At 59.3% G+C, this 20555-nt stretch carries 14 protein-coding genes; 6 read left to right on the forward strand and 8 right to left on the reverse strand.

The features are described 5' to 3' along the window. Positions 1 to 5: 5 nt before the first annotated feature. Complete coding sequence (locus IPJ76_17895; GenBank protein QQR86433.1) at positions 6 to 4352, reverse strand: gliding motility-associated C-terminal domain-containing protein; 4347 nt, start codon at positions 4350 to 4352, stop codon at positions 6 to 8. A gap of 164 nt (positions 4353 to 4516) precedes the next feature. Between IPJ76_17895 and IPJ76_17900 the strand changes: the two genes are divergently transcribed. Both IPJ76_17900 and IPJ76_17905 read left to right on the forward strand, forming a co-directional pair. Beyond that, entirely contained in the window at positions 4517 to 6988 is a 2472-nt protein-coding gene (locus IPJ76_17900; protein QQR86434.1) for a carbohydrate binding family 9 domain-containing protein, read from the forward strand. Continuing rightward, positions 6985 to 7917 (forward strand): alpha/beta hydrolase, encoded by a 933-nt coding sequence (locus IPJ76_17905; GenBank protein QQR86435.1) that lies wholly within the window; start codon positions 6985 to 6987, stop codon positions 7915 to 7917. The genes IPJ76_17900 and IPJ76_17905 overlap by 4 nt, the downstream gene beginning before the upstream one ends. A gap of 160 nt (positions 7918 to 8077) precedes the next feature. On the opposite strand, the gene IPJ76_17910 is transcribed toward IPJ76_17905, so the two are convergent. The 7 genes from IPJ76_17910 to IPJ76_17940 form a co-directional block, all read right to left on the reverse strand. Next, positions 8078 to 9577: an AMP-binding protein gene (locus IPJ76_17910; GenBank protein QQR86436.1), complete on the reverse strand. Its 1500-nt coding sequence runs from the start codon at positions 9575 to 9577 to the stop codon at positions 8078 to 8080. Between the two features lie 12 nt (positions 9578 to 9589). Then, positions 9590 to 10732 (reverse strand): D-alanyl transfer protein, encoded by a 1143-nt coding sequence (locus IPJ76_17915; GenBank protein ID QQR86437.1) that lies wholly within the window; start codon positions 10730 to 10732, stop codon positions 9590 to 9592. Between the two features lie 3 nt (positions 10733 to 10735). After that, on the reverse strand, positions 10736 to 10885 hold the full coding sequence (locus IPJ76_17920; GenBank protein QQR86438.1) for a hypothetical protein: 150 nt from the start codon (positions 10883 to 10885) through the stop codon (positions 10736 to 10738). After that, positions 10882 to 12069, reverse strand: coding sequence for a hypothetical protein (locus IPJ76_17925; protein ID QQR86439.1), 1188 nt, complete (start codon positions 12067 to 12069; stop codon positions 10882 to 10884). The genes IPJ76_17920 and IPJ76_17925 overlap by 4 nt, the downstream gene beginning before the upstream one ends. Continuing rightward, positions 12066 to 12305 carry an acyl carrier protein gene (locus IPJ76_17930; GenBank protein QQR86440.1) on the reverse strand — a complete coding sequence of 80 codons (240 nt, stop codon included), beginning with the start codon at positions 12303 to 12305 and terminating at the stop codon, positions 12066 to 12068. The genes IPJ76_17925 and IPJ76_17930 overlap by 4 nt, the downstream gene beginning before the upstream one ends. A 53-nt stretch (positions 12306 to 12358) precedes the next feature. Next, entirely contained in the window at positions 12359 to 14230 is a 1872-nt protein-coding gene (locus tag IPJ76_17935) for a M1 family metallopeptidase (protein QQR86441.1), read from the reverse strand. A 61-nt stretch (positions 14231 to 14291) separates the two neighbouring features. After that, positions 14292 to 14783, reverse strand: coding sequence for a response regulator (locus IPJ76_17940; GenBank protein QQR86442.1), 492 nt, complete (start codon positions 14781 to 14783; stop codon positions 14292 to 14294). A 148-nt stretch (positions 14784 to 14931) separates the two neighbouring features. Here IPJ76_17940 and IPJ76_17945 point away from each other — a divergent pair, with 148 nt between their 5' ends. The 4 genes from IPJ76_17945 to IPJ76_17960 are packed head-to-tail and all read left to right on the forward strand — an operon-like array spanning position 14932 to position 20539. Then, entirely contained in the window at positions 14932 to 16083 is a 1152-nt protein-coding gene (locus IPJ76_17945; GenBank protein ID QQR86443.1) for a ThiF family adenylyltransferase, read from the forward strand. After that, a complete protein-coding gene (locus tag IPJ76_17950; protein QQR86444.1) occupies positions 16080 to 16838 on the forward strand; it encodes a hypothetical protein in 759 nt (252 codons plus the stop codon). Before IPJ76_17945 ends, IPJ76_17950 begins: the two co-directional genes overlap by 4 nt. A gap of 33 nt (positions 16839 to 16871) precedes the next feature. Continuing rightward, a complete protein-coding gene (locus tag IPJ76_17955; protein ID QQR86445.1) occupies positions 16872 to 19016 on the forward strand; it encodes a histidine kinase in 2145 nt (714 codons plus the stop codon). Next, on the forward strand, positions 19013 to 20539 hold the full coding sequence (locus IPJ76_17960) for a response regulator (protein QQR86446.1): 1527 nt from the start codon (positions 19013 to 19015) through the stop codon (positions 20537 to 20539). The genes IPJ76_17955 and IPJ76_17960 overlap by 4 nt, the downstream gene beginning before the upstream one ends. The last annotated feature ends 16 nt before the right edge of the window (positions 20540 to 20555 follow it).

Raw genomic sequence — 20555 nt, forward strand, 5'->3', positions numbered from 1 at the left:
GTGGGTCAGCGCGTAAGATGCAAGTAGCCCGTCCGGACCAATTCGCTGCCGTCGCCACGGTCGAGCTTCAGAACGAAGTAGTACACACCATCCGGCACCGGTTCGTTGGTGGTCTGGTGCCGACCGTTCCATGGGCGCACACGCGGGTCGCCTGAGTATAGTTCCTGGCCCCATCGGTTGTGGATCACAGCTTGGGCCGCAACGAAGCCATCAGCGGTAACAAGCCAGCCATCGTTGCTTCCATCGCCATTGGGCGAGAACACGTTCGGCACCTCCAACCCGCAGGTCAGTCCTTCGATGAAAAGGGTATCGCTGACCGTGCAACCATTGACGTCCGATGCCAACACCCAACAGAGTGCTGGCACCAGGAAAACCGACGAATTCCCCGACGCACCATTGCTCCATTGCCCATTGCTGAAGCCATTGGGCAATGCAACGGTGTAGGCGAGTCCTTCACACAGCGAAGTATCTGCACCAATGTCCAGCGGTTGAGCATTAACGACGGAAACATCCCACGAGTAGCTGCCCCAAGTGCACGGGGCGGCGGACGGCGTTGCGACATAGGTGCCCGCGACATCAGCTTGAACGGGATACACCACCAGCGGATCACCTGTCACCGTTCCGTTGGGTGTTTGCCACACCACACTCGTGTAGGGCCCACCGGTCATGTCCAGCACCAGGCTATCACCAACGCAAACTTGTCCGGGTCCGACAATGCCTGCACCCGTTGGCGCGGCAATCACAAGCACCTGGACTTCCACAGGTGAGGCGGTGCATGCACTATCCTCCTGGAGCACATAGACGGTGGTGCTTTGTTGCACCGCTGGGATAGTGATGCTGGTGCCCATCCCGATCACATTGGTAAGCCCGGGATCGGAGAACCAGGAGATCTGGCCGGAACCGGTAGCGGTAAGAACAGCATCGGAGCCTTGGCAGACGGTGTCGCCTTGAACCAGCAACGGATCGGATACGGTGGCAATGCCCACAACGGCTACCGCAGTGTCCGTGCAGCCAACATCATCGATCACCATCAGTTGGTAGCTGCCTGGATTACTGACCCAGATGGACTGCTGCAACAGGATCGAATCCCAGATGTATACTGCCGCGCCGTTCGCTCCAGTCAACTGCACCGAGTCTCCGGCACATAGGACCATGGTATCGTTGGGAAGAATGGTCGCGTTCGCTGAACCACCGACGATATTCGCTGTGAGCGTCAATACGGCACACGCGCCCACCGTTACCGAATATAGCCCCGGCTGAGTGACGGTCTGGATGGAGTCGCTTCCACTGAACGGGGCAGACCAGGATATGCTAGCTGTGTCATTGGTGATCACTGTGATGGTAATGGAATCGCCGGGGCATAAGACGTAATCAGGTTGCACGTCCAAAAACGGCGATGCGAACTCGGCAAGTTCAATGGGACCGTTGGTGATCTCGCACCCGCCCGTATCGATGACCGTGATGAAGTAATCACCGAAGTCCGACACCCACAGGCTGTCGTTGTTGAAAGGGATGGGACCGTTCGGACCAAGCCATTGGTAACTGGTGCCTTGTGCCGTGGTCCAGAGCAATGCGGAATCACCGGAACAGATGGCGCCGGGGAGAATGTCCAGGGATGGGCCCGGAACAATGTCCACCCAATGAGAGCTATTATAGTAACAGGTGGCCGTACCGACCGTGTTCCATGAGTCCAGGTCCACCGGTCCGACCTGGTCGAGGAATACGGAGTTCACGTTGACACCTATGGTATCCGTGAACCAATAGGTCCATACAAGCGAATCGCAAGAGATGCACCCCGAGGTCAGTTCGATACTATCCCCTGGGCAAAGCAGTGTTGGACCGACGATCCCCTGGACCGGGTTCGCCACGACCACTGCATACACGCTGTCGGAAAAATAGAACGGCGCCACATCGAACCCACAAGGGGCATTGTTAAAGCTACCGTACGTCCCGAACGTGTACCAACCCGACACTGGTGGAGCAAGAGACCACCCGATGGCGGAGAGCCATGGTGGGTCATGACCTTCGGCGCAGATGCTGTACCAATCCGCCACTGCCGCAGAATCCAGTTGCACGGGCCCACCTCCTTGGTACCACGTAGGGACGATCACCCCTTGTGCGCATTGGCCTTCGCACACATAAACGGTGTCTGTCAATAGCATATCCGCTCCGTCCGTAACGTACCACTCAAAGGATGCAGAATCAAAAGCGGGCACTGGTGGGGTTGGTAGCAGGTCAACCACCAAAATGGTGAACGATGTGCAGCCTTCTTGGGAAGTAAAGGTCAGGATAGACGTACCTGCGATAGCAGCTGTGTCGGTCAACACTGTGTCAGGGGTCGTCCAAAGGGCGGTTGCACCGGGCGGTAAATTCGAGAACCAGACATCCACGGTGTCACAGATCGACAGCGTAAGCCAGTTGCCCTGATCAACATATTGGCCCAACTCGTCCGAGACCAAGGGAACGGGTGGTGGAGGATCGACCGTCACGTGAATGGAGTCCGTCCATGACCAACAGCCATTGGCCGTGGAGACCGTACACCAGTACCAGCCGGTAACCGGTGCGGATGTCATGAGTGCCGTAGTACCATCCGACCATAGGAAACTGAGTTCAGGTCCGATATCGTCACCGCCGCCTATGCCCATACACGATTGACATTCCTGGAAGGAGATGGGGTCGTTGGCATCGGCGCACTGCGACAGCACCGCCAGCGACAACGTACCACATACCGAAACCGAATCGACACAATCAGGCGAAAGCCACCCATTGAAAGGCCGCACGCACAAGTCCAATGATGGGCGCTGGCATTGGATGGAATCGTACCTGATCCAGAAGTCGTAGGGTTGTCTCGACGTCACCAGCGCGCGACCGATGAATCCCTCGCTCAGTCCGCTTGCAATAAGTGTGGAATACTTGGTATAGTCACCGTCCTGGCAGTAGCCCGAAAAATCCAGACCTGTGGTGAACGCGTGATCGCACCAGAACTGGTAAGGACGGTCGCCCCAAGCCGATGCATCGCTCGGAATGTGCAGCCTGTCTTCGTACCCTCCTCCAAAAACCACATCGCCATTGGGCAACGAGGCAATTCCAGCAGCGCTCTTGTCTTCCTTACCGCCGAATTGCTGGGCCTGCAACACTTGCCAATTGCTGAAACGATGCTTGGCCACAAAGAGATCTTGCGGCCCGGTGGCCATGAAGAGGCCCGTACCGTTGTAGAACTGACTTAACCCTGTGAACTGGCACTCGAACTCTCCGAAAACGGCCACGGTGTCGGCGCGCTGGTCCACCGCGCGCAGAGCAACCGGGTTCTGCGAACCCACGGCGGTGTCGGACAACAGGGTTCCGCCCGCGTCTACACGTAAAAGGAAGTAGTTGTAGTCGTCAGCTGCGGCCACTGTCTGCGGAACCGGGTCCATGTACAACATGTCGCCCTGCAGGTCACCTGCCACCAGCAGCTGTGAACCTGAAGTGACCTGCATATCCCGCAACTGGTTCAGGGTACCCCCTCCGCACCTGCGGAACCACTGCTCATTGCCTGCCGCATCCAGCTTCAGCAAGAAGATGGCGCTGGACATCGCATTGTTGTGGACCTGATCGAACTGGATGGTGTCGCTGAACTGGCCCCCGACATAGAAGTTGTTGTTCGCATCAGCCACCACATCGAGGGCTCGGTCGGTGAACTCGGCTTGGCCATGCTTGAGCCAAAGAGGCGTCCCGGTGGTGGTATAGGCCGCGACGAAGACATCCACGCTTGGCAGCAACGTATTCGGGTCAAGCATGCTGGTGAGCGAGGTGCCATCGAAGTCGGACGTGCCCTGGAATTCGCCCACTGCCACCACTGTGCCGTTCGGAGCGATGGCCACTCCGCTGGCCAGATCACCAAAAGCAGCCCCACCCCCCGTGCGCACCCATTGGCTGCTCCCATCGGCCATGCTCAATTGTGCCAGGAAAAAGTCGGTCGAATTGGCAACCGAGGTGAACGCACTTCCGAAGAGATCGGCCGCGCCCAGGAATTGGCCGGTGACAACCAAATGGCCAGCACCGTCAATAGCAACCTTACCACTTCGATCAATGGCGCTGCCTCCTGCTTGTACAAGCCAAACGACGCTTCCGGCATCGTCCATCTTCACCACGAACACATCAGTGCCGCCGCTCGATGTATAGGTGGTACCGTCCACCACCATGGCCGCGCTGAACTCACCGACCGCATAGATGAAACCGTCCGGCCCAACCTTCACATCCGTGATGCGGTCACCACCTGTGCCGCCGAGATCCTTGGCCCAGTATTGCGCGTGCAGCGACAATGGAGCGCAGAGCCCGACCAGAAGCACCGTTGCACCGAACAGCCGCATGGCGTCCAAGTTACCCAACGCCAGGAAGGATCCTCGACGATCCGTCCGAAATGATGAAGACCTGTCCGGGAGCCTCGGGGGAACTCAACCGATGGTCACCCTGTTCGTGACTTGCCTCGGAGGGGCGGCATTGATGTGGCGCGTGCTGCCAATTTCGCGCGCTCATGAGGGTCGTTGTTGCTGGCATGCTTGGCCTCGTCTTCACTGTTGCGTCAGCGCAGGATGGGGCGCCTTTGCTCTGCAAGAACATCGGGGCCGTGCGCACCTCCAGCCCTATTGCCATTGATGGGGTGCTGACGGAAACCGACTGGACGTTGACTACGCCCGGGATCGACTTCGTGCAGAACGAGCCCCGGCCTAACGAACCGGCTTCCCTTGCATCGTCCGTCAAGGTGCTTTATGATGATGCGGCGCTTTACGTCGGCGCTCAGCTGTCGGACCCCGAGCCGGACAGCATCATGATGCGCCTGAGCGCCCGCGATGCGATCGGCATCACGGATTGGTTCGGCATCACCCTCGACCCGTACAACAGCGGTCTCAATGGCTTCGAGTTCATCGTCACCTCAGCCGGTGTGCAATTCGATGCCATCGTGGCCAACGAAGAGGAGGACGAGAACTGGAACGCTGTATGGCAGAGCGGGGTCGCCCGCAACGCAGATGGGTGGGCGGTGGAGATGCGCATCCCCTATTCGGCGTTCCGCTTCCCCAAGGTGGTGGAGAACGCATGGTCGGTCCAATTCCTCAGGCTCGTAGGCCGGAACCGGGAGAAGAGCTTCTGGAACCCGATCGATCCGTTGAAAGAGGGCTGGTTGCGCCAATGCGGCACGGTGAGCGGGATCACTGGCATCAAGGCGCCGTTGCGCCTGATGCTCTACCCCTATGTCAGCGGCTATGTGCAACACTTCCCGGCCAACGACCCCACCCAGAGCGACTGGACAACCTCCTTCAACGGCGGGATGGACGTGAAGCTGGGCTTGAGCGATGCGTACACTTTGGACATGACGCTCATTCCTGACTTCGGGCAGGTGGTGAGCGATAATGTGGTCCTGAACCTCTCGCCCTTTGAGGTGCAGTTCAATGAGAACCGGCAGTTCTTCACCGAGGGTACGGAGCTGTTCCAGCGCGGCGGGCTCTTCTACAGCCGACGCATCGGCGGTGTGCCTCTGTTGCGCGGTGACCTGTACAATGGACTGGGCGAAGGCGAAACAGTTGTGGAGGATCCCGGTGTGAGCAAACTGCTCAATGCCACGAAGTTGAGTGGACGAGGAGCCAGTGGTTTGGGCCTGGGTCTGCTGAACGCCGTTACGCGTGAAACACATGGCAGCATACGCGACAGCTTGGGTGCGGAACGGCGCGTGCTCACCGATCCGCTCACCAACTACAACGTGCTGGTCGCCGACCAGCTTCTTCCGAACAACGGTTACGTGAGCCTCATCAACACGAACGTGATGCGCGATGGCGGCACATACGACGCCAACAGCAGCGCGCTTGACTTCCTGTTGAACAACAAAACCCGCACGATCCAAGGCGGTGGGATCGTCCGGGTGAGCCAGCAGTTCGGCACCGCGTTGGAGAGAACGCCCGGATACGCATGGACGGCCTTCCTGAAGAAGACGGGCGGCTCCACAACGTACGCTCTGGAGTACAACCAGATCAGCGACGATTTCAACCCCAACGACCTTGGCTTCTGGCAGCAGAACAACTTCAACGGCATAACGGGATCCGGGGAGTACATCAAGTACAAACCGAAGCGCCCATGGCAGCGCTGGGGCATCGGGTTCGAAACGGAATACCTGCGCGTGGTGCAACCCGACCACTTCTTCAATTTCGCGGTTGAACTGAACACGTTCTGGGTCCTGGAAGGCTTCAATGCGTTCGGCGGCCATGTGCGCGCCGAACCGGTGGTGACCTTCGACCCGTTCGAGGCGCGCGTTCCCGGCCGTTTGTATGCGTACCCGACGAACGTGGAAGGGCGCGTGTGGATCAGCAGCAACTACAACAAACCGTTCGCGTTCGACATGGACGGCTACTACCGGCACTTCAACGACCCGGGCGACGGCACCGGGGCTCGTGATCGAAAGATCATGAAGGCCAGCTTCGAACCCCGCATCCGGCCGAACGATCGCACGTTCGTCATCCTGAGCGCCTCGCATTCATTCCGCGATGAAGACCTGGGCTGGGTGGCTTTCGACGCTGATAGCATCATCCTGGGGAGGCGTGATCTCTGGACCACCGAGCTGGGCATTGAGGGACAGTACATCTTCAACAATCGGATGGCGCTCACCTTGCGAGCACGGCATTACTGGAGCCGAGCGCAGTACGTTGACTTCCACCGGCTGCTGGACGATGGCTATCTGGCGCCGACCGCGTACGACGGCATGGACGAGGGTGGCCAGCCCATGCACGATGTGGACTTCGACGCGTTCACCGTGGACCTCATTTTCCGATGGAACTTCGCGCCCGGCAGTGAGATGACCCTGGGATGGAAGGACAACATCTTCACGAGCGACAACGTGATCACCGTGAACTACTTCGACGATCTCCGGAACACCTGGGAAGCCCCGGGAGTGAACAGCTTCTCGTTGAAGGTGCTTTACTTCATCGACGCGGGGAAACTGTTCCGCGCGAAGCGATGAGGACCACCATCCTGTTGGCCGCTACTGTGCTGACGCTCGCGTCATGCAACCTGGCCCGCATGCAGCACAGCCTGACGGAAGGGCGCTTGGAGCGGGCAGGATATGAAGAGCGAACGTTCCAAGCCACTGATGGTGCCCATCACGTTTGGCACCGCGATTCGGGCAAGCCGAAACTGCTTCTGCTCCATGGCTACACGGGTACGGGTCAATTGCAGTGGAGCAAAACCGCCCAGCTTTTGCGCGAGGACTACGACGTGATCATGCCCGATCTGCTTTGCCATGGCAAGAGCACGACGAAGTGGAGCGGTTTCAACTTCGATGCACAGGTGGCGCATGTGATCTTGTTGCTGGATAGCCTGGGGGTAACCGGTCCGATCCCAGTTGTCGGCAATAGCTACGGAGGAGGTGTTGCAGCACATCTGGCCGAAGTGAGGCCCGAACGCGTGGGCCGGCTTGTGCTGTACGATGCGCTCGTGAGCGACTACACGAAGGCGCTCGCCGATAGCCTGGCCCGCAGCGTTGGCGGCGAGAGCATGCTTGCAGTGATGCGGACACCGAAAGTCGAGGACGTACGTTTCGGATTGCGCCTCTCGCTGTACCGTCAGTGGCCCATACCGAAGTTCGTTCTGAGGCAGGCGTACGAGCTGAACATCAAGCCGTACAGGGTCGCACAGATCACGTTGCTTGAAGACCTCCTTCAACGCGAGACACAATTGAAGGAGCGCCGCTACGGCTGGACGATGCCCGTGCACCTTATCTGGGGCGAGCGCGACCGCCTGATCCCCAACAGCACCGGCCTGGCCATCCTGCGCCGGAACAACTTACCGGAGACGCACTGGCACGTGATCCCGCGCACCGGGCATGTCGCGAACATTGAACGGCCCAAAGCCTTCGTTCGCGAACTGAGGGCCGTTCTCGCCGCTCCTTAGAGCCTGTTCGGGATCTCTTGAACGAAGGGCTCCGAGGCTATTTTTCGTTCAGGCGCATCCGGAAGATCATCGCGTAGCGGTGCCTACGGGATCATTTTCCGGCGAAGCATGGGCGGAAAAAAGACCGGAGAGCGAGTTTGAAGAGATCCCAAACAGGCTCTTAGCGCCGCTTCAAGTACTGTTCGATCAGCGCTTTGCGATCGGTCTTGTGGCTAGCGTTCACTGGGAAGGCTTCCACGAAGGCGATATCGCCCGGCACCATGTACTCGGGCAACGTGCGCTTCAGGTGCGCCAGTACCATACCGCGCAGTTCCTCTTGCACTACACCCCCGCCCGGCCGGATGAAACCCACGATGCGTTTCACAGTATCGCCGTTCTTAAGCGGCACCGCAATGGCGTCGGCCACGCCCGGCACGGCCAGCATCTGGGCTGTGATGTCGCCAAGCTCTATGCGGAAGCCGTTCAACTTCACCTGCTCGTCGCGGCGGCCGTTGAAGAACAGGATGCCGTCCAGGAAGTAGCCGTAGTCGCCGGTACGGAACCCGCGTGCACCATCCTCGATGAAGAACTTCTCGGCATTGAGCACTTCGTTGTTGAAGTAGCCAATGCTCACATGCGGACCGAGGATCTCGATCTCTCCAGGTTCATCTTTTGTCCCCGTCGGAACAGTGCGCACGGTTCCTTCCGGTTTCGGCACACCTACCGGCATGTCGGCATAGCGTCCAAGCACTTCGCGCGTTACGTCGATGAGCGTGGTGGCCACCGTTGCCTCGGTCGGTCCGTAGGTATTGAGGACCCGGGCCGTTGGAAAGCGATCGAGCAATCGCTGCGCGGTCATCTTCGGAAGCGCTTCGCCGCAGAAGAGGAATGACCGCAGCATTGGGACTTCCGCAGCAATGAACTTGGGCTCGGTGAGGTAGAGGTAGGCGAACGTGGGAGTGCTCACCCACACACTTCCGCCGTACCGGCGCACGCGATCGAGGAACTGCGAGGAATCCTTGCAGGTCGGGGCATCGTTGAGGAGCAACGTGGCGCCGGTGTGCAAGGCGGTGAACAGTTCGTACACGCTCAGGTCGAAGCTGAACGGTGCTTGGTTCACGAAGACGTCATCAGGGGTGAAACCGAAGTCGCCCGTCATCCAGCGCAGGAATGATGCAGCCGCTTCACGGGTGATCTGCACGCCCTTCGGCTCGCCCGTGCTGCCGCTGGTGAAGATGATGTAGCGGATGGGGTCGTGCGGACGCGGAAGTAGATCCGCACCGAACGTGCATTGGGCCCGTTTTGAGACCTGCGCTTGCTCGAGCACTATGGCTGCATTGATTTCCGTCGCTGCGCCTGTGCAATTGAGAAGCACTTGTGAGCCAGTCAGCTTGCTGATGCGTTCAATGCGATCGAGCGGGACCACGATGTCCAGCGGGATGTACGGAAGGTCAAGCGCAATGCACGCAAGCATGGCCACTACCATCTCCGCACGTTTGTGGCCGTGCACGAGCACCAGATGTCCCGCGGGTAGATCAAGCGACTTCAGCCGCGAAGTCCACTCCCCCACTTCAGCCTGTAGTTCGTTCCAGGTCAAGGCGCGGTCGCTGCCGATGACGGCCAACTTACCGGGCTCACGGTCAGTGTCCTCAAAAGTGCCGGTGACGATATCGAAACGCATGGCTGGGCTTCCTCACTGCAAGTATGGGAAGCGCCCGCTGAAGATGTACAACGCGAAGCAGCAGAGGTTGATCATGATGAAGATCGACAACCACTTCACCGCGGGAGCTGGCCAGCCTTTCCAGATGTCCCGCTTGTGCTTGCGGCTTTGGTGCTGGTATGAATTGTACACCACCGAGTAGAGCCCGAACAAAGCACCGCTGATCACATAGTGGGGCTCAAGGCCGTTCCAACAACCCATGAGCAGGAAGGTGCTGAAGAGCGCGATGTTCTGGCGCAACAGCGGCCATGTGCGCAATCCGTGCACGCTGCTCAGTTGCTTGTAGATCGGGCGGAAGAAGTAATCGCGCAGCCAGTCACCCAAGCTGATGTGCCAACGTCGCCAGAACTCCGGCGGGTTCTGCGTGAGCCACGGCCTATCGAAGTTGGCGGGCAGCGAAATGCCCATCATCCGGCCCAGCCCCAGGGCCAGCAGGGAGTAACCGGCGAAGTCGAAATACAGGTACACCGTGTAGGCGTACATGGTGTTCGCCATATCAACAAGGCCGGTGCTTTCGGCGGGTATGCGCGATAGCCAGAACCGATCGGCCAGTTCCGCCAGCACGAACTTGTGCAGCAGCCCGAGCAAAAGAAGTTCCCAGCCGGAAGTGAACGCTTGGCGGTCCAACCGCTGCCAACCAGCATCCAGATCGCCTTTGAAGCGCTCGTACCGATCGATGGGGCCGACCAGCAAGCTCGGCGTGAACGAGAGGAAGGTGATGAAGGAACCGAACCTGAACTTGTCGCGGTGCAGCTCGGCATCCAGGTACACCTGCACGCAGCGGAACGTGATGTAGCTCAGACCGGCGAACGAGAGCAGTTCGGTCTCCACGTTCAACTTGACCAGTACCATGGGCAAGGCCAGCAACAGGCTGCCCAACAGCTTGTGCAGCCGCTGCCATCTGAACAGCAACAACCAACAGAACAGGCACTGGTAAGCCAAGAACGCCAGCAACTGCAGCGGTTTCGGGTAGTACACCCCCACGAACCCCAAGCTGACCACCAAGAGTACCTGCGCCAGTGGAACACGATCGGCGGCGAACGGCTTCACGGCGAACAAGGCCAATACCACCAGCCCGAACAGCAGGAAGAACTCAAGTGAAGCGAACGGCAGCATGGTTCAGAACTGCTGGTACACGAACTTCACTGCGCTGGCAGCGGCTTCCATGCCGACCTCGAGCGGGTGGTGCAGCCACCAGAGGCCCAACATCACGGCCGAATAGATCACGGTCCACTTGAGCGTGTTCTGGAAGTTGAACGGCTTCTTCATCGGAAATGGGCCATGAGCGCACTGTCCACCTTGTACCAACCCAGGGCGCCCAAGTGGGCTGCATCCGTGAGCACGCCTGGCTGGAACCTCGCGGTGTCATCCTCCCACAAGTCCAGGTAGGTAAACCCGCGACTGTCCAGTTCAGCCTTTACCCGGTCCATGGTGGCGGTGAATGCACGCACGTCCGCATACACGAACGGGTTCACCGGTTGCACCACGAAAAGCGGATCGGCGTTCATGTTCTTCAAATGATCGAGCAGAACGACCAGGTCGCGCAGTTCCTGGTTGTCATTCTCTTCCAACGGTCGCAGCAAGCGGGTGCTTCCGTTCACGTAGGTGGAGTAGTACTCGTCGTTGATGGAGAACCGGTTGTTCGTGCACTCGGCGACATGCTCTTCCAAGGCGGCCGCGCGCAGCGCCTGCCAGTCGATGGCGCTGTCGTCGGTCCCTGTCACTGGTGCCCCGCTCAGGGATGGTGTGTCCAGCATGCCGTTCCTTGTTCCTTCCACCACCAACGCATCGTAAGGGCGAACGAACCAATGCTTGGCTGTCTCCCAGGCACTTCCTCGTGCAATGATCTCCTTCACCACGGGGCTGGCCATGCTAAGGTCATCAGCGTGCCGCACCAAGTAGTCCGGCACGGGCAATGTGGTGGTATCGCCTGTCATCAAACGCTGATGCACGCGGTACAGCGAGGGTGAAGGGTTGTACTCCAAGAAGCACGAGAGCTCCGTGCCACGTCGCCCGGGCGTTCCCCCGAACCAGCTTGGCGAGAGCATGATGGCCAACTTGGCCTTGGAAAGCTCTGACCCGGCGCTGATCAATTGGCTGTGGATCGCGAAGCACTGGTTGCCATCGTGCCCGATCGCCAGCAGCGGCCGCCCCAAACGCTCGTTGAAGAAATTGACGGGCTTGGCAGGATGGTCTTTGGTCGTCAATTCCGAGGAGCCGAACAGAACGATGCTCGAACCATCGGAGAGCGCGCCTGCCAGCAAAGAGGACAAGAACGGCTCGCGCGCGTAGGTGTCCACATGGCCATGCAAAGGCAGCGTGAGTACGGTGGATACTTCGACGTTCTCCGGTTGCAGGATCTCCGTTGATACCGAGATCGCACCAACGATGCAGGACGCCAGCAGGAACGCCGTTCCGTGTTCCCGCCAACCGCTGACCGGTGCGCCGTTCATGCCGTCTTTTTCTGCACGTATTCCAACAGGGTCAGCACACTTTGGAAGTGCTGTTTGTTGATGTCCACGAACGGGATACTGATGCCGAACGCACCTTCGAGCGCCACCGCCAGATCGACCGCACCAACGCTGTCGAGGATGTTCTGTTCCAAGAGCGCATCATCGTCGTTCACGGAGCGGAACACGACATTCTCCACTTCCTGCTTGATGATGGTCTTCGCGGCTTCAGCGTCCATGTGGTCCAATGCCGCTAATATCCTGGGCGGCTGGCGAATGTACCGTCCATCGACTACGGCCGCTGGACCGAGGAGTCCCCCTTCGGTAGCTCGAGCCGGTCGTTGGTGCGGTCAATGTCCGCCGCGCGTAACGTGGGGTCCGTGCTTACGCTCAGCACACGGCGCTTCTTCGGCACGGCAACGGTGAATTCGTAGGTCTTGTGGGTCCACGTCCATGGCTTCACGCTCGAAAAAGCGTACGGCTCGCTACCAGCCGGTTTTTCGCCCAACATGAGGGAGAGCGGCACATGCACCACCGCACGGCTGCTGTCGTCGAAGAGCACTTCGACATCAACGGGCATCAGTTGTTCCCCGATGCGCGACAACGTCACCTTCACGCTGTCCTTCTTCTGTTCGATGCCCGATACGGCGTAGTCCAAGGTCCGCGTCGTGTTCATCCACTCATCGAAGTACCAGTCCAGTTCAAGCCCGCTTCGTTTCTCCATCACGCGCTTCACGTCGATGGGCTCGGGGTGCTTGAAGGCACAGGCCGTCCACAGATCGAGAAGCCCCGCGTGAACGGTCTTGTCCCCGATCACCGTACCGAGCTGGTGCAGGAACATCTCGCCCTTCGAGTAGGCCGATGTGCCGTAAGCGTGGTTGGTCAGGAAGTGATCGGCGTGAACGCTGAGCGGCTCATCCCTTCCGCTTTTCACCAGGTCGAAGTAACCCTTGTACGCGTCAAGGTGCGGATCGCCCGTGCCTCCGAACAAATGGCGCATTACCTCGCTGCTGGCATACTCCGTGAAGCCTTCGTCCATCCACGCGAACCGCCCTTCATTGCTGGCCAGCACACCGTAGTACCAACTGTGTACGCTCTCGTGCACGCTTACCCCCACCAAGCTGCCCAAACGGCGCTTGCCGGTGATGAGGGTCAACATCGGATACTCCATACCGCCATCGCCGCCTTGCACGAAGGAGTATTGCGGCCACGGGTACTTTCCAAAGTGCTCGCTCATGTACGTGAAGCTCTTGGCCATGTATCCGGGCAATTGCTTCCAGGTGTTATTGAACTCAGTGTCTCCGGGCTGGTAGAAGAAGTGTAGCAGGGGGCCGTTGGGAAATTCCAGTTGCTCGTGCACGAAATCGGGGTCGGCCGCCCAAGCGAAGTCGTGCACGTTCTCCGCCTTGAAATGCCAGGTCAGCTTGTCCCCCGTCGCACGGAGCATGTTGTCCTTCACTGCATAGCCATGACCCACGGCGGTCGGGTTCAGGAGCACGCCGGTGGCTGCCACGGTGAACGAACTGTCCAGCGTCATCTTCACGTCGAAATCGCCCCAAACGCCATGGAACTCCCGTCCCACATAGGGTATGGCGTGCCAGCCGTGGTGGTCGTATTCGGCAAGTTTGGGGTACCACTGTGCCATGCTGTAGCTGATGCCCTCGGCGTTGTCCCTTCCGCTGCGCCGGACCTGTTTGGGTACTTGGCCATGGAACGTATAGGTCAGAGTGGTCTTCGACCCGGGAGCGAGTGCGTTGGGGAGCTTCACCTTGAGGACGGTACCCCTAGGGTCAAGCGCGGCCGTGGCACCAACCTGCTCGAGTTGATCAACGACAAGAAGCCCTTGTTCCTCGGCGGCCAGTTTCGAGATGCGGTCCAGAACCCTCCCGTCGGGGTCCTCAATGGTCCGCGACCGCATGTCCATCTCGCTTCCGGGCTGGAAAGCGTTGAAGTAGAGGTGGAAATAGACCTCCTTGAGCGTGTCGGGGCTATTGTTCCAGTAATCCACATCGGCCGCTCCCGTGAATCGGTGAGTGCGGACATCCAAGTCCACGTTCATCCGATAGGACACGCGTTGCTGCCAGCGATCGCATTGAGCGTTCAGTAAGGAAGGGAGCACCAACGCCGCCAAGGGCAATGCTCTGCTGAAGTGGAGATGAAGCATGGTGGGCAAATATGCCGACGAGGGCATCGCCTACCATGCACCGTGCCACGGAACGCGCGGATCAGGACAGGAGCGCCTGGCGCAGCGCGAATTCCAGCTGGGCGTTCGCCTCGCTCAACCGGGTCACGTGATCCTCCTTGTCCCGCTCCAAACGCACTTCATAGAAAGCCCTTTGGACCGCGCCCACAACCACCTCCGGTTGCCAGGGCTTGCTGATGTAGCTCATGACACCACCCTGGTTGATGGCATCGATCACCGCGTGTATGTCGCTATAGGCGGTTACGAGCATGCGCTTCACCTTCGGGTAGCGCTCCTTCACCAGCCTCAGCAACTCGGTCCCCAAGGTCCCCGGCATGCGTTGATCGGCCATTACCACGTGCACCTCGTTGCTGTTCAGCAGGTCCATGGCCTCTTGGGCCGTGGTAGCCAGGAGGACCTTGAAGTTCTTACGGAAGGAAGCCATGAAGGCTTGCAGGTTGCCAGGTTCGTCGTCCACGTAGAGCACGCAGGGAACCGGAACATTCGGCTGCTGAAAGTTGACCAGTATTGACATGGCGGTTTTCTTGCCCCCCGCAGTACGTATCCGGCGGCAGAATGTTGCCGTGTCGGACATAGAATGTTGAAAAAATGTTGATAACTCGATAGCCATTCTTAGCTTTCGCGCCCACCAGGAACTTCTGAGCGCCCACCAGAAGCCTCCAATGGACCAAGACCTGCTAGCCCACATAGAGGTTTCTGCGTCGCTTGCCGACGTCTGGAAGCCGGAGTTCATCCGCTTGGACCAAGCCGGTGGGGCGACGCGCTTCCGATCACTTCTGGGCCGGCCTGGATCGCACGTGCACGATAGCATTCGATCCCAGGTCAAAGAGCTGGTCCGATCGCTGAACCCTTCGGTCCGTTACTCCGCGGATGAACTCGATCAGGCCGCCGATGCGCATGTTGGGGCCACCGCTTGGTCAGCATACGGTGTCTGGGTCTTCTATCCTTGGAGCAACCGGTTGGTGCATCTCCTGGACGAGGCCGAGTTCGCATTGGTACGCACCGATCGCAACCGCAACAAGATCACCCGGGAAGAGCAGACCTTACTTTCTACCAAGCGCGTGGGCGTGATCGGCTTGAGCGTAGGGCAGAGCATCGCGCTGACCATGGCGTTGGAGCGCAGCTTCGGGGAGATCCGCCTGGCGGATCACGATACGCTGGACCTGAGCAACCTGAACCGGATACGCAGCGGGGTGCACAACCTGGGCCTGCGCAAGGTGGTGAACGTAGCGCGGGAGATCATGGAGATCGACCCGTTCCTCAAGGTCACCTGTTTCCCTGAAGGCATCACCCGCGACAACATTGATGGGTTCTGTTCAACAGGTGGCAAGCTCGATGTGCTGGTGGATGAGTGCGACAGCGTTGATGTGAAGATCTACGCCCGCCAAACGGCGAAAAGACTGGGCATACCCGTGGTCATGGACACCAGCGACCGGGGCATGATCGACGTGGAACGCTTCGACCTTGAGCCCGAGCGGCCGATACTGCACGGGTTGATCGACCATTTGGATGTTGAGGCAGGCGCCAAGGCTTCCACGAACGCCGAAAAGCTCCCGTTTCTACTGGCCATGGTCGGGTTCGACCGGCTCAGCCAACGGTTGAGATCCTCCTTGACCGAGGTCGGCAAGACGATAGTGACCTGGCCTCAGCTCTCCAGCAGTGTTGTCCTCGGGGGGGCTCTCGCGGGCGACGCGATCAGGCGCATGTTCCTTGGCAGTTTCAGGGCAAGCGGCCGTTGGCGAGCAGACGTCGAGGATATCCTCTTACCATCGAATGCTGAAATGCCGGCAACTTCACAGACCCTTCACGCATGATCGAAACCGAACGCATCACGATAAGGGCCTACCGCGCGGTCGATGAACCCAGCACGTGCCGTGAGTTCCTGCGCGGGCACGCCAAGGTGCTTGAGGACTTCGGCATCCAGAACGTAACGACCAACAATCCCCTTTGGTGCTCGGACCCGGACACATATGTATTGGTGGCCATTACGAAGGAGCACGGCATGATAGGAGGTATCCGTCTGGAGGTATCGAAGCCGGGGAGGATCCTTCCAATGCAGGACGCACTGAAGAAGTTCGAACCGGGGATCGCCATGCGCATGGCAGGGATGGGCAAATACGGTATGGCCGAGGTATGCGGGTTGTGGGTTGCGAACCAGATGGTGGGCAAGGGACTTCCGGGGTTGCTGGCTCTTTCCGCGGTCTCGATGGCAAACCAGATCGGCATGTCCTCGTTGGTGTGCTTGGTGGCCCACTATACACTGCGTCAGGCCGTCCGCTCAGGGTTCACGCCGATCTCCGACATCGGTGACCAGGGAAAATTCTCCTATCCGATCCCTTCGATCACCGCGTACGCCATGGCCGTTCCTGACGCTATTTCATTGGAGACTACCCCCACTGCGCAGCGTGAGGCATTGATGAGCTTGAGGTTACGGCCGGTCCAGGAAAGATCCGAGCAGCTGGCAGGGAAGAACGTCCAGGTGCGTTACCTGCTCCAGCTAACGGAAACAGCGGTGAACATGACCTTGTACGGCAGGATCCTGGTGGACCGATTGGCAAGGTCTGCCTGAACTTTCGACGACCTTCTTGCGTAGGAGCGCGCGATGAAAACGCTCCTGCTCGTTCTGGCCCTTGGGGCCGCTACACCGCATAGTAAGGCCAGCCAAGTGCCGGTCTTGGTCCAAGAAGGCGGTTCCGGGCGGTCCCCGATCGGGCTCTCCATGGAATTGCTGGAGGATCCCGACGGCACCCTGACCGCCGCGGAAGTCATTCGCTCGAACGGCTTCGTGGCTGCGTCCTCCGAAGCGCCCAATCTGGGGCTCACAGGGTCAACCTATTGGGCCCGTTTCACGGTGGTGAACAAGACCCAGGGGAACGACCTCCTTGTGGAGGTTTCGAACGCCGAAACAGAGCACATCGAAATGTTCGCCTTCAAGGGCGGACAACTCTTCGCGAATATGACCACCGGACAGCTCCTTGAGGTGGACCAGCGCCCGGTGACAGATGTACACTTCCTGATGCCTCTGCCCCTTGAGCCGAACGATAAGTGCGTTGTCCTTCTGCGTGTGCGAAGCTCGAAACAGCTCCAAATTCCCGTGAGGATCACCACACGTGCCGATCTCCCTGCCCAACGCGTGTCCCAAACACAGCTCGTAGGAACCTACACCGGCGTTATGCTCGTGCTCGTGATCTACAATCTGTTCATCTATTTCTCCTCGCGCGATCGCAGCTACATGTTCTATGTGATCTATCTGGCCCTCGTAGCGTTGACCCAGCTCACTTTCTTGGGGGTGGGCCAATTCTCCTTCTGGCCGGGCAACGTATGGTTCGCCTCCAAGGCATCGATCATCTTCACCATTGCCACGGCCTGGGCTGCAAGCGAGTTCATGCGCGCTTTCATTCTGACCAAGGATGTGGTACCGAGGTTGGATCGATATATCCCTTGGTTCTATTGGTTGTTCGTCGTTTGCTTGGGGGTGTACATCTCGGGGTACGGCCAGATCGGTTATGCCCTCGCCCAGGTCTGCGCGGGCTTGTTCGCTCCCTTCATGTTCTATACGGCCTTCCGCGTCTGGCGCCGAGGTTCCAGGCAAGCCGGCTACTTCCTGATCGCATGGAGCGTGTTCCTATCGGGCACCATGGTGTTCGTGCTCAAGGACGCTGGTATCCTGCCCTACAACGACATCACCATCTACACAATGCCACTTGGGTCGGCCATTGAAGGCATCCTGCTCTCCTTCGGTCTCGCAGACCGTATCAACGTTCTGCGCAAGGAGAAGGAGCGCTCTCAGGCCGCCGCACTGGCGGCGTCCCTGGAGAACGAACGCATCATCCGCGACCAGAACGCCATCCTTGAACAGAAGGTGACCGAGCGCACCCACGAGCTCGTGGAGGCCAACAACGAGATCAAGCGCACGCAGGTGCAGTTGGTAGAGGCTGAGAAGATGGCAGGTCTGGGTCAGCTCACGGCCGGCATCGCCCACGAGATCAACAACCCCATCAACTTCATCAACAGCAACATACCGCCGTTGCGCCGCAATCTGCAGGACATGACCGAGGTGATCCGCGGCTATCGCAGTGGTCAAGAGGATCCCGCAGCCCGGTTGGCCGAAGCGGACAAGCTCTACAACGAGCTCGGGATCGATGATGCACTTGCCGAATTGGACGGCATGATCGGCAGCATTGATGAGGGTGCGCGGCGCACCGCCGAGATCGTGAAGGGCCTGCGCAACTTCAGCCGTTTGGACGAGGATGCCTTGAAACTGGCCGACCTGAACGAAGGAGTGCAGTCCACGCTCGCCCTGCTCAGCCCGCAAGTGCGCGGACAGGTCACGTTCAACACCGTGTTGGCCGAGTTGCCACAGGCCGAGTGCCTACCGGGCAAACTGAACCAAGCCATTATGAACCTGTTGACCAATGCCGCGCAATCCGTAAGGGCCAAGCACGGCGAGACTGGGCAAGGCCTGGTGAGCATCCGCACCTGGCATGAGGACGGTCGCATCACCATTGCCGTGAAGGACAATGGCGTGGGCATGACCGAGGAGGTGAAGGCCCGCATGTTCGAGCCGTTCTTCACCACCAAGGGCGTGGGTGAAGGAACCGGGCTCGGCCTCTCGATCACGTACAGCATCGTGCAGAAGCACTTTGGACAGATCGCCGTCGAAAGCGCTCCCGGCGAAGGCGCTGAGTTCCGCATCACCGTTCCGGTGCGGCAGGAAAATGCGGACAACATCGCTCTGCGCGCATGAGCACCACCAATAGCAAAGTGACCGTCCTCTACGTGGACGACGAACAGGGTAACCTGAGCGGTTTCCGCAGCAATTTCCGCCGCGAGTTCAACGTGCTCACCGCCCAAAGCGGCGAAGAGGCACTGAAGCTGATCGAGGAGCAGGAGGTCCATGTAGTGATCAGCGACCAACGCATGCCGGGCATGGAGGGCGCCGACCTACTGGCACGGGTGCGCGACCTGCAACCACGTGCCGTCCGGATGCTCATGACCGCTTATGCCGATGTGCAAGCCGTCATCGACGCGGTGAACAAGGGCAACATCTTCGGGTACGCGACAAAGCCTTACGACCCCGCGGATCTGCGTATCCGCATCGAGCAGGCCGCATCGTTGGCCATCGCCCGATCGGAAGCCGACCGTACGAACGCGCGCTACAAACAGATCTTCGAAGCTGCGGGCGATCCGATCTTCCTGGTGGACGCCAAAGCGTGCATCGTGCAAGCGAACGGTGCTACGGAGCGGTTGTTGGGCGCGTCCCAAGGCTCGCTGATCGGCAAGAACTTCCTCGATCTGCTCGAACACCGCCGCGACCTGGTGACCGTTCTGCGTGAACACCGGAAAGGAGGCGACATGATCAACCTCGACATCAGTCTCAGGGGAACGGGAGGTCGTGTGGTCGATTGCCTGCTGACAGCCAACTGCATCGGACAAGACCTGGCCGGTGACATGCTCTACCAGGCAGTACTGAAGGATATCACGGACAGGAAACAGGAGGAACTGCGCTTGCAAAAGCTCAATACCGACCTCGATAGGCGCGTTGGCATGCGCACGCGCCAGCTGCGCGAAGCCATCGACGACCTTGCTTCCTTCAGCTATTCCGTGGCGCACGACCTGCGCAGCCCTTTGAAGAACATGCTCGCCCTTACCGGCATGCTGAACGAACAAGGCCCCCGTGAGGAAGCACTGGCCCCACGGATCGCGAGCAACGCGGGGCGTATGCTCGATCTCGTGGATGATCTGCTCCGCTTCGCGCTCACCAACCGCACCAGCCTCCAACGGGGCGAGGTGCACTTGGCCGAATTGGTTGGTGAGGTGGTGGCCCAGTCGGTACCTGGCGACAGGCAGCATGCCGTTCGACTGCTCGTGGAACCCACGGCTCTGGTGAACGCGGACGGGGCCATGCTCAAAGTGATGTTCACGAACTTGATCGGCAACGCGTTGAAATTCACACGTGATAAGGCTGAGGCCGTGGTCACCGTGGCCTGCACCAAGGAACTCAATGCCCACCACATTACTGTCTGCGACAACGGCATCGGCTTCGACACGTCGGCCGGTGTCGATGTTTTCGCGGCCTTCAAGCGCATGCACCGTACCGACCAGTTCGAGGGCAGTGGCATCGGATTGAGCATTGTTCAGCGCATCGTAGCCAAGCACGGTGGCGAAGTATGGGCGGAAAGTTCCCCGGGACAGGGATGCACCATTCATGTCCGGCTACCGATCAACTCAGCCGAGGACAATGCCCTTCCTTTCGAGGAACGAGCATGACCCGGGAACCCCTTGG

This window comes from Flavobacteriales bacterium (genome assembly GCA_016699575.1).
In the GTDB taxonomy this organism is placed as follows: Bacteria; Bacteroidota; Bacteroidia; order Flavobacteriales_F; family PHOS-HE28; genus PHOS-HE28.